The sequence below is a fragment of the Clostridium sp. CMCC3677 genome (genome assembly GCF_023845585.1).
GTDB lineage: Bacteria > Bacillota > Clostridia > Clostridiales > Clostridiaceae > Clostridium > Clostridium aquiflavi.
Genome location: NZ_JAMQHS010000001.1, coordinates 482,323 through 500,426 on the forward strand (window position 1 = coordinate 482,323; position 18,104 = coordinate 500,426).

The following is an 18,104-nucleotide window of genomic DNA, read 5'->3' on the forward strand; positions in this document are numbered from 1 at the left end:
TTGTATGAAAAGTATTGAAACTAAAAATTTAGATATAGCTTATGAGGATACTCTTATTGTAAAAGAATTAAATATGCAGATACCAAAGGGAAAGATAACTTCTATTATAGGAGCAAATGGCTGCGGTAAATCAACTATCTTGAAAGCTGTTGGACGTATATTAAAGCCTAAGAAGGGTATAGTACATCTAAGTGGACAAGATATAAGTAAATTACCTACAAAAGAAATAGCTAAAAAGATGGCCATACTTCCTCAAACTCCTAATGCACCAAGTGGACTTACTGTAAGTGAGTTAGTTGCATATGGACGTTTCCCTCATCAAAAAGGTTTTGGAAATCTCACGGAGGAAGATAAAAAAATTGTTAAATGGGCTTTAGCTGCAACTAAGTTAAGTGAATTTGAGAGAAGAGAAGTTGATACTTTATCAGGAGGGCAAAGACAGAGAGTTTGGATTGCTATGGCTCTAGCACAGCAAACTGATTTAATTTTATTAGATGAACCTACTACTTATCTTGACCTTGCTCACCAATTAGAGGTTTTAAAGCTTTTATATGAGCTTAACCGTAATCAAAAGTGTACTATTGTTATGGTACTTCATGATTTAAATCTTGCTGCAAGATTTTCTGACTATATTATTGCTATTCAAAAAGGAGCCATCATAAAACATGGAACTCCTGAAGAAGTTATGACTCCAGAGGTTCTTAGAAAAACCTTCAATATTAATGCTGATGTTGTTATTGAGCCTAAGAGCAATCGTCCAGTATGCATTACCTATGATATTATAGATGAAAATGAGGATGTGCAATTGAAGGAAAAGGAGGCGGTAGGTATATGAGGACCACTTTACGTATTTTTATAGGAGCCAGAAGATATTGGATTTATTTAATATTAGCATTAATAGCTGTTATTATTTCTACTATAGCAGGATTTTATAATCCCTGGGCCTTAAGAGAGCTTACAAGTATAGCAACAGAAGGAAGCTCTGATTTTGGAGCTCAATCTTTACGAATAGGATTGATGCTTTTAGTTGCAACTATACTTCAATCAGCTGGAAGCTCTATTTCAGGATATTTAAACCATCATGCAGCTTTGCATTATGTTGCAGATATGAGAACAGAACTTTACTCTAAGCTTCAACATATGGGGCTTAAGTATTTTAATAAAAGTCGTACAGGAGATTTAACTAGCAGAGTTATTAATGATGTTATGGAGGTAGAGATTCTTTTAGCTCACGTAATTCCTGATTTTGTTGTTAATATATTGACTTTCGTAGGTGTAGGGATATTATTATTTTCTATTAATGTAAAGTTAGCTTTTATAAGTCTTGTTGCTATTCCTTTTCTTATTATAATTACTCTTTGGCAGAGTAAGTATCTTTCTCCTATATGGAAGCAGAATTCTATGGTTAGAGGAGAACTTTCTGGTACTGTGCAAGATAATTTTTCTGGAATTAAAGAAATACAGATATTCAATCAACAGGAAAGAGAAGAAAAAAGGATTAAGAACCTTTCTATGAAACATAGTAAGACATACTTAAGGGCAAGCTTCTTTTTTGAAACCACTTTTCCACTTCTTACATTTTTCACGGCTCTAGGTTCTGTTATAGTTATAATATTTGGCGGATTTATGGTTTCAAGAGGAGAAGTTAATATTGGGGATATTGTAGGATTTTCTATGTATCTTGGTATGTTTTATGGACCTATAAAGAGTTTTTCAAGGCTTATGGAAATGTCAGGTAACGCAGTTGCAGGATGTAGGCGTGTCTTTGAGGTTATGGATGAAGTTACAGATGTTAAAGAAAAAGTTAATGCAAAGAAAATACCTAGGGTTAAAGGAGAAGTTGAGTTTAAGGGAATTTCTTTCTCCTACAATGATGAGATAAACGTTTTGAAAAATATAAATTTAAAAGTAAATCCGGGAGAAACTGTAGCTTTCGTTGGGGCAACTGGAGTTGGTAAAACCACAATAGCTAGCCTTTTAAATCGCTTTTATGATCCTCAGAATGGAAGCATTTTAATCGATGGAATAGATATTAAAGATGTAACTTTAAAGAGTCTTAGGGACAATATAAGCATGGTTTTGCAGGACACCTTTTTATTTAACGGAACAATTTATGAAAATATTGTTTATGGCTGGAAAGAAGCTACTAGGGAGCAGGTTCTTGAGGCTTCAAAAGCAGCTAATGCTCATGATTTTATTGAGAATTTAGAAAATGGTTATGATACCATAATAGGTGAGCGTGGAGTACGTCTTTCTGGAGGACAGAAACAGAGAATTTCCATAGCTAGAGCAATTCTTAGAAATTCACCTATTCTTATTTTAGATGAAGCAACGTCAGCTCTTGATACAAAAACAGAGAAAGAAATTCAAGCTGCATTAGATGAAATTTCAAAAGATCGAACAACTATAGTAATTGCTCATAGATTATCAACTATCCTTAATGCAGATAAAATTGTAGTTTTAGAAGGAACAGGCATTAAAGAAACGGGAACCCATGATGAACTGATTCGTTCTGGAGGAACTTATGCTATGCTCTATAGAAGTCAGGTATCTTAAAGGTAAAAAAATTAACTGCTTAAAATCGCCAAAGCAATTTTGAGTCGTTGATTTTTTTATTTATTCTCATGTTCTGAAAGAAATTTTTGCATAGCATAAACAGAATCTGAACTAATAACATGTTCTATAGCACAAGCGTCTTCATCTGCAATAGAGATATCGATGTTTAGAATTTTTATAAAGAAATCTTTAATAATGTGATGCTTTTTAGATGTAAATCTAGCTATTTCTAAGCCTAAAGGAGTTAAAAATATTTCCTTATATCTTTCATTAGTTATAAGTCCCTTTTCAGCTAAAGTTACCATAGCGCTATTAGTGCTTGCTTTAGTTACTCCAAGCTTTTCTGCTATACGAGTCATTTTAACTCCGTTGCCTTCTTCTGATAACTCATAGATAGCTTCTAAATAATTTTCCATTACAAAAGTAAGTTTTTCCATACAAATCTCCTGTGATTTTTAAAGTTGATTTTATTCACTCTATATTAATAAAAAGTCTTTTAATAATAATAACATATTTTTAATCATATATAAAAGAGGGTCAAAGAAGTTTGATATATTTAATATGACAATAGGCTTTCTTTCTTCTTTTATCTAAATAAAAATTTAGTGAATTATGTAAATATAAAAATTTTCATTTTCATTAATATATCCTAAATATTTAGAATATATTAAAACATAATAATCTGGTATATTTAAATGCATTGCTATAAAGAGGGGGAAGCTATGCATTAAAACGGATTATTAATAAATATTTCAGGAGGCATAATATTGAATAATGCAAAGTTTAAAATCAAAAGGTTTACATTGTCATTTATACTTAGTTTAGTCTTAGTTTTTTCTTTTTCTATACCTAACACAACATATGCTATGATTGGAAGTGGAACAAGCACAGAGCCATATTCAGTAACTGAAGCTATAGAAAATCAAAACAATACATTAAAAACTGTTCAGGGATATATAATTGGACAGCCAATAGCTACTGATAGAGTTTTAACAAGTGTATATACTGGAGATACTGCTATTGCAATTGCAGATAGCGCAACAGAAACAAATACATTAAATATGATTTATGTTAAAATTCCTGCAACATATAGAAATTCTTTTGGACTAAAAACAAACCCAGATTTACAAGGGAGTCAAGTTAATGTTACCGGTTATTTAACTTCATATTTTTCACATGATGGATTAAAAAATATTACTAGTATAACAAAAGTAACTTCTTCAGAGGTAAGTACTTCTGATACTGATTTAAGTGGAAATACATCAGCAGGTGAAAATAATTCAGATGTAATCATTGAGGATGATGTTAGTGGAAATGACGAGGTAAGTAGTAATGATACAATAATTACTGATACAGCAACTTCATATGATGATACCTATTATACAGATGCTATTGGAAAGAGTGGAAAAGCTTTAAAATCATCACTTCATGAAATAATTGATGATAATAAAAAGTTATCATACGCTGCTGTTTGGGAAGCATTGATGGATACAGATGAAGATCCTAATAATACAAATAACGTAATATTATTATATACAGGTCGTTCTCAAGGAAAAAACACAAAAGGAGCAGGCGTGAATAATTGGAATAGAGAGCATGTTTGGGCAAAGTCACATGGTAATTTTGGAACTAAAGCAGGTCCAGGAACAGATTTACATCATTTAAGACCAGCAGATGTATCTGTAAACAGTTCAAGAGGAAATTTAGATTTTGACAATGGCGGAGTTCCACATAGTGAAGCTACTTTATGTAAATATGATAATGATTCATGGGAACCAAGAGATAGTGTAAAAGGTGATATCGCTAGAATGTTATTTTACATGGATGTAAGATATGAAGGTGATAGAGGAGAAGTAGATCTAGAATTGAATGATAAAGTTAATAATGGGGCTAATCCATACATGGGAAAATTAAGCACATTGCTTCAATGGAATAACCAAGACCCTGTTGATGAACTTGAAAAAAGGAGAAATGATATAATATACAAAAAATATCAGCACAATAGAAATCCTTTTATTGATCATCCAGAATGGGCAAATGAAATTTGGAATTAAAACTAAAAAATCTTAGGGAGTTTAAGTAAAAAAGTATGCTACTTAAAGTATGACTTCGATATTCTATTGGAGTCATACTTTTTAACTTTTTCTGTAATCTTTTTGATTATAAAAATCTATATATTCATCAAGAGAACATTTGGCTTTTCTTGACATAAAAAATACCCCCTTTATAAAAACAGTTTTATTATTTTAACTGTCTACTATAAAGGGAGCATATCATTTTTTGGTTTATAATATTTCCTAATTATATATTTTTATAAAAATTATTATCAATAAATAGTGTCTAATACGTAGTTTGTACAAAATTATTTATAAAGAATCACATGATTTTATAGTTCGGCTATTACCCTAGATGTAAGACCTGTTGCACCTCTTATATTAAGAGGAAAAGTGTGCATAGTAAAAGAATTATTTTTGGCCTCTGACCATAATAGATCAAGATTATTTATATTCTCAACAATAAATATATTTCTATCTGCACAATACTGATCTATATATCTGTGTTCAGAACTTTTTTTTATTCCAGGTGAATCTATTCCTATTAGACTAACTTTTCTATTTATTAAATAATCAATTAATTCCTTAGAAAGCTCAGGATAATCTGTTAAGTATTCAGCTGTTCCATAGCCCATCTCTTTTAAGTAGCCAGTATAAAAAATAATAAAGTGATTTTCCTTAATTTCGTTTAGGTTAATATCCTTTAATGAAATCTCACTATTTCTTATGTGAGATACATTAAATATTTTTCCAATTCTATTTATATAATCAAGAGGAAACTTTTTATTCATAATATCAAAATGAGTTCCTATATGACCTATAGATCCGAAGGCTTTATCCTCATTTATTGCCTTCTTAAGAGTTGAGGAAAGTACTTCCTTGCTAATTTCTAATGTTAAATCAATTTTCATTTTTAAAACCTCCATTAAATTAAAAACGTTTCCTTGGAAACTATTTTAATAATATCATAAAGAAGGTTTCCTTGTAAACAATTTTGATAGTATTGAATAAAAAAATTTTTGAATTATAATATATATTGTTAACTAAGAAACTAAATGGGGGCAGATTTATGATAATAGATGATAAGTCAGGGGCATTATTTGAAAAAGTGATTTCTTTTATAAATCATGTAAGTGATTCAAACAAAAACCAAGAGAAAAATTTAATTCAAGCAATTTTAAACATAAAAGAAGATGAAGAAGAGGTTAGGAAGGAACTTAGTAAAATATCAGAAGATGATATAAGAGATATATCATTATCAGAGTTTCATGTTATTGAATGTATAGGTAAAAATAATATGGCTAATAATATATTCATAGCAAAAGAGCTTTATATGACTAAAGGTGGTATATCAAAAATAAATTCAAAGCTTCTTTCAAAGGAGATTATTAATGCAGATAAGATAGAAAATAATAAAAAAGAAATTTATTATAGCCTAACAGTGAAAGGTATGGCCTTGTTTAAATTACATGAATATTTTCATAAAAAAGAACAAGAAAAGTTAATGGAAATTTTGAATAAGTATAAGGATGAAGAAATAACTACTATTTTAAAATTTTTAGATGATTTAAAAAAGATTATATAGGAAATAGATTATAGATATTATGGAATATAAACAATGAAATTGGAGATACTGTAAATCATATATTATTATGATAAGTAAATATTATAGTAACTTAGAGTTTACAGCGGAATAAAAAGATGAACTTCACTTAGGGGTTATACGGAAAGAAGTATTAGATTACAGGGTCTTTAATTAATATCGTATTAAAATTTATAAATAAGAAAGGCTTAGATGTATTATTATACTAAGTCTTTCTTATTTTAATATTATATAATAATATTTTTTGTATTACTCAATTTTTCATAAAACAGCATATTATCTTTCTTTATTATACTTAGTAAAAGGTGTACAAATATTAATAAGTTAATTACTATAGCTATAAGCATGATGACAATAATATAATTAGCATAGTCAATTTTATTTAAGTCAATAGCAGTAAATAAGATTTTATTTACACCAAAAACTCCATAATAAAGAATTCCATATCGTATAAAAATTTCTTTAAATGATAGCTTTTCATGTTTTCCTTTAATTCTTATTTTAAACAAATATTTTCCAAGAGTTTGACCATTAGTTAAATAGACAAGTACAATAAAGTAAATAAATACTATTAAAGATTTTACAAACAAATTGGAATTAATATTAGGAATAAAGCCCAATATAAACCAATCTATATAGAATGCAAAAAATCTTCTTACATATCCCACTTTAAGTTTTTGTAAATCTATATTGTCATCTAATGTATTTGATTTAGGAAGATAGTATGTAAATAATGGAGCTATTAAATAGCCTAAGAATCCACCAAAAGTATTTAAGATTAAATCATCCACGTCAAAAAGTCTATATGGAGCATTGTATATACCATACAAACCAGATAGTTGAGTAAGCTCAAAGAACAATGAAACTAAAAAAGTTATAAGTATAGTTTTCTTTAAATCTTTTTTGAAATAATATCTTAAGTAAATACCAAGTGGCGTAAGTAAAATTCCATTAAATGCAGCTTGTAAAAAAGCTCTTTCTTTAAGAATATTTATATATGTAAAAGGTTTGGAAAATACAATATCAGTTTCTTTAAAAATGTCAATAATAAAATTAAAAGGTATTAATTGAATATGCTGAGTTCCTTCTGCTTGTAAACTACGAATGTCAGTAGTAAGAGGTAGTGGCAATATTATTAAATAATAAGTACATAATAAGTATAGTAAAAATGAATATAAAATAAGAGTCCTAAATTTATTAATATATCCATATTTTCTATATTGATATAAACTAAAAGGAATCGTAATAAATATAGCTAAAATAGAAAAAGTTAGCATAGCTATTTTAATAGGGAAAACATAATGCATCATTTTTAAATTATCCTCCATCATTAGTAAAATTTTATCACAGTTACGATTTATATATTAAGAAGTATATCAGCATAATAACACATCTACAATTAATATTTACAGTCATTTGAAATATATAGTGTAATAAAACAATAAAAAGAATCAAATCATAAATAAATAGAAATAAACTAAAGGAAATATGGTTAATAAAATTGAATATAAATTATAGTTTAATAACTTTGTATATAGACGATGAAAGGAGTATCTGAAAAAGGTACTCCTTTTGCTATTTAAGATTAAAAATTGCAATAAAATTGAATTAAAAATAATTATAAATATAAAGAGATTTTTTATGTTATAAGACTAAAATTTAAAAAAATAATAAATTAACAAAACCTAAATGATATAGTTATGCTCTTATATTATAGAATGCAAAAAGAAAGGAGATGTAAAAGTTGGATATCCAAGACACAATAATGCGTTGTAAGCTAGGGGAAAAGGAGGCATTTCAGGAACTTTTGCAAACCGTAGAAAAGAAAGCATTGGCCACTGCTTATTTTTTATCTGGAAAAAGAGGAATTGCAGAGGACATTCTTCAGGAAACTTATATGAAATGTTTTATGGAAATAGATAAGCTTAAAGATCCTGAAGCATTTAAAATATGGTTTTTTAGAATTCTTGTTCGCACAGGCTGGAAAATGTCTAAAAAACAATCAATGCTAGTTCCTACTGATATAACATCAGAAAATGAAGCTTTGTTTTATAATGAAAAACAAAATGAAGAAAATATAATTGATACTTATGAAACAAAGCACATAGTAAAAAGTGCAATTAATAATTTAAGTGAAAATTTAAAAACTGTTGTTATTTTATATTACTTTAATGATATGTCAATAGAAGAAATTTCAAAAGTAACTGGATGCTTTAAAGCAACAGTAAAATCCCGTTTATTCTATGCAAGAGGTGCTTTAAAAAAGCAATTGGGTGATTGTTTTGAAAACCAAAATCATCTAGCAGAAGTTAAATGCAAACAAATATAGTGTAAGTCAACTATATAGATAAAGGAGTGTATTAGAATGAATAAGAATGATAAATTTGACAGTTTAATAAAATCAGCTATGGATGATAGTGCTAATAATATTAAAGCATCAAGAGATATTTTTAATGATGCTTGGAATAAAAAAGAACAAGGAGTGACTAATATGAGTTATTTTAAAATAAAAAATATAAAAAAAGCGGCGTTGATTACTGCATGTTGTGCAGCATTTTCTATTGTTGGAGTTTTTACAGTTTCACCAGAAGTTAGAGCAGCTGCACAGGAAGTCTTTAGAACAATATTTATAACTGATGAATCTGGTAATATTGTAGAAAGATCGGAAGATGAAAAGGTTCCAGTTGGTTTTGGTGTTGTACCAATAACAGATGAGAATAAGGAAGATATGGAAAGAAGAATTGGTTTTAAAATTAATTTACCTGAAAAAATAGGAAATTATTCATATGAAAAAATAGAAGATTATGTTATGGAACCAGGTGTAACAATAATGGCTGATGGTGTAAAATATAAGGATTCAAGTGAGGTACGTGACAAATTAGAGAAGGCAATAGATGATGAGAAAACTTTTGATGAGCTTAGTAAGGATTATAAGGTTACTATGATGCCTGGTTTAACATATGTAGATAATCAAGGACACAAATTCCGATTAACCTTATTTAAATATAATGAAAATTCTTCAAAACAACTTGAAGATGATGAAAAAGAAATAAATATTAATGATATTAAATGTAGAATATCACAAGGAAAAAATGTTAAATATAATGTGAAGAAGAATTCAGAAGGTGAAGGTGTAACTGATCTGGAAAATAAACCAATTGCCATAGATGAACGTTATGATATGGAATGGAACTATGACGGAGTAAGATATTGTTTATATATTGGAAATGATTCTTCTCATGTTGATGCAGCAATACAATTTGCAGAAGATTATATAAAAATTTTGAAGCAATCATAGAATAAAATATAAATATAAAAAAGTAGAATATGATTAATAAAATGAGTAGCTGAAAAAGGTACTCATTTTTTATTGTGTTGGATTCAGTAAATATTATTGCTATTAATTTACTTTCAATAAATTATATAAATAAAATATGGTAAAATAGTAATTAATTAAAATAAAAACGGAGGCTATAGTATATGGAAAATAAAATTAAAGTTGGAGTAATTGGATATGGGAATTTAGGAAGAGGGGTATTAAAGGCAATCAAACAAAATGACGACATAGAGTTAGAGGCTGTATTTACAAGAAGAGAAGGAGTTTCTATTGAAGATGGCTTAAATGCTATACATATTTCAAAAATCGCAGAATATAAAGATAAAATTGATGTTATGATACTTTGCGGAGGATCAGCTACTGACTTACCGGAACAAGGACCTAAGATCGCAGAAATGTTTAATACTGTAGATAGTTTTGATACACATGCAAAGATTCCACAATATTTTGAAAGAATTGATAAGGTTGCTAAATCTGCTGGAACTTTAAGTATAATTTCAGTTGGTTGGGATCCAGGTTTATTTTCTTTAAATAGATTAATAGGTCAATCAATTTTACCAGAAGGAAAAGATTATACTTTTTGGGGTAAAGGTGTAAGTCAAGGTCACTCAGATGCTATAAGAAGAATAGATGGAGTTAAAGACGGAAAACAATATACAATTCCTAAAGAAGAAGCATTATCAAAAGTTAGAACTGGTGAAAATCCAGAATTTACAACTAGAGAAAAACATCTAAGAGTTTGTTATGTTGTATTAGAAGATGGTGCAGATAAGACAAGAGTAGAGAATGAAATTAAGACTATGCCAAATTATTTTTCAGACTATGATACGGAAGTTAACTTTATAAGTGAAGAAGAATTAAAGAAAAATCATTCAGGAATGCCACATGGAGGTTTTGTTATAAGAACAGGGGTTACAGGTAATGGAAATAAGGAGAAAATAGAATTTTCACTTTCATTAGAGAGTAATCCAGAGTTTACTTCAAGTGTATTAGTTGCATATGCTAGAGCAATTGTTAAGATGGCTAAAGAAGGAAAAACAGGTGCTTGCACAGTATTTGATGTTCCACCAGCATATCTTTCAGCAAAATCACCAGAAGAGTTAAGAAAAGAATTATTATAATATTTAGTATTTAAAAATTGCTAAAATGTTATATAGGCTAGCAAAGTATTATCTAGTAAATAAAAATTAAGTTATTAATTAACAAAAGAGATAAATGGATTAATATATAAGCTCATTTATCTCTTTTATTTATGGCTATGTTTTAGCAGAGTGTTGATATATGCATAAGCAAAGTGGGCGGAGTAATTGAACTTAGGAATTCTAAAATGAGTATAGTCCAATTACAATACCACTTCACCTATTGCATATATCAACACTGTTTTAAAACATAGTCTTATTTATATATAATAATCTAGATTACTAATAATATTTTATTTATTATATAAATTATTTACTAAAAGAAAATATTATATTAAATTAACATAGTATTCTTCAAGTAAATTAATTATAGATTTATCAGGTAAATCTTCAGTAATAATACCATGAAAATCAACAGCATTTGAAAAAATAAAACTGCCATTTGTTTTAAATTTCTCATTTAACATTACTAAAAATAATTCTTTAGATATGCTTATTATAGCCTTTTTAGTACATGAATCCTCTGAAATGGCAGTGCTTATACTACCATCACTAAGGTCAATCCCAGTACAACCTAGAAATGCTTTATTACAACGATATTCTTTTATTTGCTCAATGGAATACGATCCAATGCTACCACCTACAAATACATTATAGTCTCCACCAATAAAAATAAAATGTGTCTTTGAATTTTCAGGAATTAATGATGATATTTCAAACATATTTGTGATTAAAGTTATGGGTGTATCATTTTTTACTATTAATTTTGCAATCATATATGAAATAGTTGATGCATCTAAAAAAATAGTATCATTTTCATTTATTTGATTAAAAGCTTTTTGAGCAACAATTTCCTTTAAATCAATGTTTTCAACCACACGTTTACTAAAACTTTGGCAATTAACAAGTGAATGTTTTACATTTATAGCACCACCGTAAGTACGCTGTAATAGATTTTTTTTCTCTAAAGCTTGAAGGTCTTTTCTAATCATGCTTTCACTTACATTAAATTCTTTACTTAAATCTTTAACTAATACTTTCCCGTTTTTATCCAATAAATCTAAAATATATTTATAACGTTCTTCTATAAACATTTTTATATCTCCTTAAATTATCATTTATTATCATTTTAATATAAAATAACTATAATTTCAATTGACAAATGATAATAAACGATATAAAATCAGAATAAATAAGAAGATGGGGGATGGATTTATGGAAAAGATTATATTTTTGGATATAGATGGAACATTATTAGATTGTTTTAATGGATTATTAGATATTACACCAAAAGTTAAAAAGGTAATTCGTTTCTTACAAGCTAATGAAAATTATGTTTTTATTGCTTCTGGTAGACCATATGCATTTTTGAGCCAAGCCATATTAGAGTTTGGATTTGATGGTTTTATTTTAGCAAATGGAGCTCAAGTGATAATTGATAATAAAACGATATATAGTGATCCTATTAATAAAGAGTTTGTAAAAAATCTAATATCTAAATTTGAAAGACATAATATCCAATATATTTTAGAAGGAGAACTTTACTCATATATGAAAGAAGATTATAAAGAGTTTTATAATTTTTATGACAGTTTAGGGATTTCTAGAAGATATATAAAAAGTGATTATGATATTGAAGAAATTAATGTTCATAAAGTAGAAATGCTATGTACTGATGATGAAGCTTCAAGATTATGTTTATCATTAGTAAAGAGTAATTCTGATTATGATTATTTTAGCAGCATAGATGAGAAATCTTTTGAACTATATTCAAAGAAAAATACTAAAGCAACTGGAATATTAAAAGCTTTAGAACACTTAGATATTCCCATTGAAAATAGCTATGCATTTGGAGATGGAAAAAATGATATAGAAATGCTATCAACAGTTGGATGTGGAATAGCAATGGGAAACGCTTGCGATGAAGTTAAGAAATATGCAAAAAAAGTTACTGATACTGTACATAATGATGGGGTAGCAATAGGAATAGAAAGATATGTGGTTTGCTAAGGAATAAAAAAAGTTTAATATATTGATTTCAAATAGAATTATATATTAATTATAATGATAAATTTATTAAATAAAAATATTGATTTGGAGTTAGAAGATTAAAGATAGAAAATTAGAAGGTGTTGGGGTGAACCGTATCATAAATAAATAGATACGGTTCTATTTTTATCATAAATTTATATATTAACTATTTGAATTTTTGTGGAAATTGTTTAATTATACCGTCAGTAAGTATATCTGCAAACATAATCATATGTTTTTCACCTTTATCATATGATTCAATATCGGATTTCCAATCTTTATTTAAGCTGGCTACAACTTGATCTGTAACAAATTGTAGATGTTTATATAGCATATCTTTTAAAACTTTGTTTGAATAGTTAGGATTAGCAGAACTTAAAAAATCGGATATTTTATCAGCATTTTCATACCAAAGTTTATTATATTTTTCTAAATCATCTTTATTTTCACTTTTAGCAGCATCAGTAACTTGCCCTGCAAGTTCTATATGCTCCCTTAGTAGTACAGAAAGTTTATTTCCAGCAGCTTCTCCGTAATAAGGTTTAATTGAATTTCCAATGTCATCTTGATTTTTAAGAAGTCTTTCTAGTACAGTTTTTTTATCTTCAAGTGAGGATAGATCACTTGTAATAAAGCTTTTAGTCCATGAAACATGATCTATCCAAAGAATTTGCTCTGACATTCTTAAATCACATGTAGCCTTGTTACAAGGGATACCTTTTTCTGACGCTTGAGATTTAACTGGTACTAAAATTAAAGTTAATAGAAATGATGATAATAATAAATTTCTTAAAATTCCTTTCATAGTTATATAGTCATTTCAACAGTAAAATTTGATTTTAGTTTGTTCAAGATTATATAAATTTATACTGCTAAATATGGAGCGTGATTTGTTAAAAGTAGTAAATGAAGTAGACAATGAATGTATGCATACGATAATATTATAAATATTGCTATTAAAATATCCAATTTATCACAATAAAAGCATCTATAATATGATAATGGTTTTCATTTACAAGTGATAAATTATATGTTATATTATTTTTAGATTTAATTTTATCATATCAAATCTGATTCTATTAGGTTCTTATGAAAAATAGATTAACATTTTGCAGAACTACTAATTCTTTGAAAGTTGAATAAGTTTGTTAATTAATATTTTTTGTCAAACTACTTATCCAAGCTAAATTTATTGTGTTTCTAAAATTTGAGAAGAGCAATGCTCATATAACTTAACAGATGAGGAAAAATACTAAGGAGGATTTCATGAAGATTAAAGATATGCCAATATATAAAAAACTAATAGTTTCATTTATTGGAATAGCAATAATTTCAATAATATCAGGTTTAATTGCACTTGGTTTTCTAATAAAAACTAATAAGGATTATCAATATGCTTTGGTTAATTATGGATTTTCACAAGGTGATATTGGGAAATTAGGTATGGAGATTCAAAAATCTAGAGCGATTGTACGTGATATTATATTTTTAGAAAATAAGGATGAACTATTAGAATCTCAAAACTTACTTGATGAATGTGAGAATAAAATAAGTGAATTATTACAAGAAATTGGAAATAAAAGTATGACAGATAAAGAAAAAGAAATATTTAATAATCTTAAGGATTCAGTTGAAAAGTATGATACTGTTAGAACAAAAGTAGTTAATTTAGGGCTAGGTAATAAAAATCAGGAATCATTAGATTTATTTAGAAAAGAAGGTAAACCTGTTATAGCAAATATAACTACTTTAGCAGATGAACTTTTAAATAATAATATTATTGATTGTGATAAAGTTTCAAATAGATTAAGAATATTATCATTCATTGCAATATTGGCAGTAATATCATGTATAATAATTTCTTTTGTATTAACTATAGTATTGGCAAAGCGTATTTCAAAGTTGATAAGTAATCCAATAAATGACATGGTAAATATTGCGAATGAAATATCACAAGGAAATTTAAATGTTTCAATTGAATCAACATCAAAGGATGAAATTGGAGAATTAACTGATGCATTTTCTAAAATGGTTAAATCTTTAAAGGCTTATATTGATGATATAGAGAATGTTTTGGAGAATGTTTCAAATGGAAACTTGAACATAGAAACTGAAGTAGAGTATAAGGGAAACTTTCTTGAAATAAAAAGTTCATTATATAATATTTTGCAATCCTTAAATGAAGTATTTGGTGAAATTAGAGAGGCATCTAATCAAGTTACTGGAGGCTCAGAACAAGTTTCAACAACTGCACAAGTTTTATCAGAAGGATCTACAAATCAAGCAAGTTCAGTGGAAGAATTATCAGCATCAATGCAAAGAATAAATGAAAAAGTAAAAAATAATGCTGAAAATGCAGATAATACTAATGAGATAACAATTAAACTACTTGAAGATGTACAAAAAAGTAATGATGAAATGAAAAATATGTTAAGCTCAATGAATAAGATAGAAAAATCATCCAATGATATAAATAATATTATTAAGGCTATTGATGACATAGCAGCACAAACTAATTTGCTTGCATTAAATGCTGCAATAGAAGCAGCTAGAGCAGGTGAGGCAGGAAAAGGTTTTGCTGTAGTGGCTGAAGAGGTAAGAAAGTTAGCAAATCAAAGTGCACAAGCTTCAAAACAAACAGCTATATTAATTGAAGAAGCAATAAATAACATAATTACTGGGAAAAATTTAGCAAATAATACAGCAGAAAATTTATTAGAAGTAGTTAATAAAGTAAATAAAGTTACAGCATTAGTTTGTGATATAGCATCTTCATCAGAAGAACAAGCAGAATCAATTGCACAAGTGAATAGTGGTATTATCCAAATTTCAGATATTATTCAATCTAATTCAGCAATATCAGAAGAAAGTGCTGCTGCAAGTGAAGAATTAACAGCACAAGCAGAAACTTTGAATACAATGATAAGAAGACTTAAATTGAGAAAATAAATTTAAAATATAGAAAAAATAAAGAGGCTTCTAATTGAATGAAGCCTCTTTATTGATTGAAACATTATAATTAATAAAAACCATCAATATTAATTTGTTTTGAAAAAATATTAATAAATTTAATGAGAGTAAAATTATGGTGTATAATAATAACATAATTACCATTTAATAAAAGTATATGGTCAAAATATATATGGTTTAATATATGGAGGAGAAATATGAATATTTTAATTACTAACGATGATGGTATAGGTGCTAGAGGAATAAAAACTTTGGCAGAAAAGATGTTAGAAAAGCATAATGTAATAGTCGTTGCACCAAGAGAACAAAAAAGTGCATCAAGCCATTCTATATCTATTAATATACCAATTAAAATTAGAGAAGAAAAAATTGAAGGCTTAGATTGTAAGGCTTATAGTATTGTTGGAACACCAGCAGATTGTACTCAAGCTGGAATATCATTATTAGCTAAAGATATTGATCTTGTTATTTCAGGTATAAATAGAGGCTTTAATAGTGGAATTGATATTCTATATTCAGGTACTGTTTCAGCTGCAATAGAAGGAGCAATTTATGATGTACCATCCATTGCTATATCTATGGATGTAGATTGGGAGAGAGATGATGAGGACTACAGTAAAGCTGCTAATTGGGTAAGTAAAGTAGTTAATTTAGCGGAGGAAAAATATTTAAAAAAGAATGTAGTATTAAATGTTAATGTTCCTAATATTAATGAAGAGGATATTAAAGGATTAAAAGTATGTAAGATTGGAAAATCTACATACAAAACAGAATATGTTCTTTTACAAGAAGATGATGATAGAGTTTATGAAACTAGAGGTGTTAGAAATGAAATAGAAAAAGATGAAAGTGATTTATACTTTTTATCCCAAGGCTATGTTACATTAACACCATTACATTTCGATTTTACAAATTTTAAGGAACTAAATGAAGTTAAAAAAATTTTTGAATAAATTTAAGGACTTTTTAGGCTCTGTTTTAGTAGCGTGTTGATATATGCATAAGCAAAGTGGAATAAGTAATTATTGCATATATTAACACATATTTAAAACAGAGCCTATATTAAAGTGCAATTTTTTTATTCTTTAGGAATTTATATTATTAAAAAAATTGTGGATAACTTTTAAAATAATGTGTTTTAAAGGTATTATGAGTACCCCTAAAGAATAAAAAATAATCATATGCCGCACCATTATTCCTGCACTGCGTTTGGAAAGGGTGCATGGCTAAAAAAATCGACGGCTCCTAAGTCACCTTAGCGATTTTGTTCTATTAAAATTATGTACGAAATAAAATTTATAAGTAAGGTGTCACAAAGAAATATTGAACTAGAGATAAAAGTATACTCACAATCAATATTAATAAAGTAATAATTGCATGTCTTTTTTTATACATAACTACAAAAGCAATATATTCTCTAATCATTGCATTTGGTAAAAAATAAAATGCTGTCTTAGAGCCAATTCCTTGACTTTTTAAACCTGCTTTTCTTGCAAAAATTCCAGCTCTAAATAAATGAAAATTATTTGTTACAAATATACTAGAGTGCGTATTTGGAGTTAAATTATCCATTATTTTTTTAGAAAACACCATGTTTTGTAAAGTGTTTACTGATTTATCCTCTAAAATGGTATCTTCAATAGGAATTCCTTTTTTGATAGCATATCTTTGCATAGCTAATGCTTCAGAAATTTTTTCATCAGATCCTTGACCACCAGAAAAAATAATTTTAGGTGGATTAGTTACAGTACCTTGTTTGTTATAAAATTCAATAGCTTTATCAATACGACTAGCTAATAGTGGTGGAACTCTCTCTCCAATTAATCCACTGCCTAATACAATAACAAAATCTTGGCAAAGTTTTGGCTTATTAAATTGATAAAGAAATGATATCATTAAAAAATTGAAAACATCGAATAAATAGTATAGTAAAACAAAATTTATTCCACTTAAAAGAACTTTTACTTCCTCAGGAAAATTCCAACTACTTATTACAAAAGACCAAATTAAATATAGTATTAATGCTAGTGCAAGAAAAAAAGTTAATAAGTTAGCAGGAGTTCTACTTTCACGTTTTATGACAACTTTAGCATTTATAAATAACCCTACAATTAATGCATAAATACCAAAAGCAAAAACTATAAACATAATTATAAAAAATACAAGAAATAAAAGTATTAAAAATCTATTTTGTGTTTCAAATGCAATATCAACAGTTGTTATCATTGCTGAAAATAAGAAAATATTAAATAGAAATCCATTAATTAATTTTCTTGAATCTTTTAGGTATGAAAATAGAAAAATTAAAAATGTAATTGTTGTTAATCCTAATAAGATAATCATTATATACCTCCATATAAATTTTTCAGTTATTATATTGATAGTATTTAGCATTACATGAAAAGTCAATGTAA

16 protein-coding genes are annotated in these 18,104 nt (G+C 27.4%); 10 read left to right on the plus strand and 6 right to left on the minus strand.

Annotated elements, in window-relative coordinates; all coding sequences use genetic code 11:
* Nucleotides 1-4 precede the first annotated feature (4 nt).
* Nucleotides 5-835, plus strand: coding sequence for an ABC transporter ATP-binding protein (locus NG901_RS01965; RefSeq protein WP_252212030.1), 831 nt, complete (start codon nt 5-7; stop codon nt 833-835).
* Nucleotides 832-2,556: an ABC transporter ATP-binding protein gene (locus NG901_RS01970; RefSeq protein ID WP_252212033.1), complete on the plus strand. Its 1,725-nt coding sequence runs from the start codon at nt 832-834 to the stop codon at nt 2,554-2,556. Before NG901_RS01965 ends, NG901_RS01970 begins: the two co-directional genes overlap by 4 nt.
* A 56-nt stretch (nt 2,557-2,612) precedes the next feature.
* Here the strand turns inward: NG901_RS01970 and NG901_RS01975 are convergent, their stop codons facing one another.
* The gene (locus tag NG901_RS01975; RefSeq protein ID WP_252212035.1) at nt 2,613-2,993 is read right to left on the minus strand and encodes a metal-dependent transcriptional regulator; all 381 of its coding nucleotides are present in this window, start codon (nt 2,991-2,993) and stop codon (nt 2,613-2,615) included.
* 330 nt (nt 2,994-3,323) lie between these two features.
* On the opposite strand from NG901_RS01975, the gene NG901_RS01980 reads away from it, so the two are divergent.
* Nucleotides 3,324-4,610 carry an endonuclease gene (locus tag NG901_RS01980; protein WP_252212038.1) on the plus strand — a complete coding sequence of 429 codons (1,287 nt, stop codon included), beginning with the start codon at nt 3,324-3,326 and terminating at the stop codon, nt 4,608-4,610.
* Between the two features lie 332 nt (nt 4,611-4,942).
* On the opposite strand, the gene NG901_RS01985 is transcribed toward NG901_RS01980, so the two are convergent.
* Nucleotides 4,943-5,521: a cyclase family protein gene (locus NG901_RS01985; protein WP_252212041.1), complete on the minus strand. Its 579-nt coding sequence runs from the start codon at nt 5,519-5,521 to the stop codon at nt 4,943-4,945.
* A gap of 158 nt (nt 5,522-5,679) precedes the next feature.
* Between NG901_RS01985 and NG901_RS01990 the strand changes: the two genes are divergently transcribed.
* Nucleotides 5,680-6,195: a MarR family transcriptional regulator gene (locus tag NG901_RS01990; protein WP_252212044.1), complete on the plus strand. Its 516-nt coding sequence runs from the start codon at nt 5,680-5,682 to the stop codon at nt 6,193-6,195.
* A 245-nt stretch (nt 6,196-6,440) separates the two neighbouring features.
* On the opposite strand, the gene NG901_RS01995 is transcribed toward NG901_RS01990, so the two are convergent.
* Nucleotides 6,441-7,523, minus strand: a complete 1,083-nt coding sequence (locus NG901_RS01995) for a VanZ family protein (protein ID WP_252212046.1) — start codon at nt 7,521-7,523, stop codon at nt 6,441-6,443.
* A gap of 434 nt (nt 7,524-7,957) precedes the next feature.
* Between NG901_RS01995 and NG901_RS02000 the strand changes: the two genes are divergently transcribed.
* The 3 genes from NG901_RS02000 to NG901_RS02010 all read left to right on the plus strand — a co-directional run bounded on the left by NG901_RS02000 (nt 7,958) and on the right by NG901_RS02010 (nt 10,671).
* Complete coding sequence (locus tag NG901_RS02000; protein WP_252212047.1) at nt 7,958-8,542, plus strand: RNA polymerase sigma factor; 585 nt, start codon at nt 7,958-7,960, stop codon at nt 8,540-8,542.
* A 36-nt stretch (nt 8,543-8,578) separates the two neighbouring features.
* Nucleotides 8,579-9,511 carry a hypothetical protein gene (locus tag NG901_RS02005; RefSeq protein WP_252212048.1) on the plus strand — a complete coding sequence of 311 codons (933 nt, stop codon included), beginning with the start codon at nt 8,579-8,581 and terminating at the stop codon, nt 9,509-9,511.
* A gap of 182 nt (nt 9,512-9,693) precedes the next feature.
* Nucleotides 9,694-10,671, plus strand: coding sequence for a diaminopimelate dehydrogenase (locus NG901_RS02010; protein ID WP_252212050.1), 978 nt, complete (start codon nt 9,694-9,696; stop codon nt 10,669-10,671).
* A gap of 347 nt (nt 10,672-11,018) precedes the next feature.
* Here the strand turns inward: NG901_RS02010 and NG901_RS02015 are convergent, their stop codons facing one another.
* The gene (locus tag NG901_RS02015) at nt 11,019-11,783 is read right to left on the minus strand and encodes a DeoR/GlpR family DNA-binding transcription regulator (protein WP_252212051.1); all 765 of its coding nucleotides are present in this window, start codon (nt 11,781-11,783) and stop codon (nt 11,019-11,021) included.
* 121 nt (nt 11,784-11,904) lie between these two features.
* On the opposite strand from NG901_RS02015, the gene NG901_RS02020 reads away from it, so the two are divergent.
* A complete protein-coding gene (locus NG901_RS02020) occupies nt 11,905-12,699 on the plus strand; it encodes an HAD family hydrolase (protein WP_252212058.1) in 795 nt (264 codons plus the stop codon).
* Nucleotides 12,700-12,886: 187 nt separating this feature from the next.
* Here the strand turns inward: NG901_RS02020 and NG901_RS02025 are convergent, their stop codons facing one another.
* Nucleotides 12,887-13,525: a glycosyltransferase gene (locus tag NG901_RS02025; protein ID WP_252212060.1), complete on the minus strand. Its 639-nt coding sequence runs from the start codon at nt 13,523-13,525 to the stop codon at nt 12,887-12,889.
* Nucleotides 13,526-13,986: 461 nt separating this feature from the next.
* On the opposite strand from NG901_RS02025, the gene NG901_RS02030 reads away from it, so the two are divergent.
* Both NG901_RS02030 and surE read left to right on the plus strand, forming a co-directional pair.
* The gene (locus NG901_RS02030) at nt 13,987-15,669 is read left to right on the plus strand and encodes a HAMP domain-containing methyl-accepting chemotaxis protein (RefSeq protein WP_252212062.1); all 1,683 of its coding nucleotides are present in this window, start codon (nt 13,987-13,989) and stop codon (nt 15,667-15,669) included.
* Nucleotides 15,670-15,887: 218 nt separating this feature from the next.
* Nucleotides 15,888-16,643 carry a 5'/3'-nucleotidase SurE gene (gene surE, locus NG901_RS02035; protein ID WP_252212064.1) on the plus strand — a complete coding sequence of 252 codons (756 nt, stop codon included), beginning with the start codon at nt 15,888-15,890 and terminating at the stop codon, nt 16,641-16,643.
* Between the two features lie 343 nt (nt 16,644-16,986).
* On the opposite strand, the gene NG901_RS02040 is transcribed toward surE, so the two are convergent.
* Nucleotides 16,987-18,033: a YdcF family protein gene (locus tag NG901_RS02040; protein ID WP_252212066.1), complete on the minus strand. Its 1,047-nt coding sequence runs from the start codon at nt 18,031-18,033 to the stop codon at nt 16,987-16,989.
* Nucleotides 18,034-18,104 lie beyond the last annotated feature (71 nt).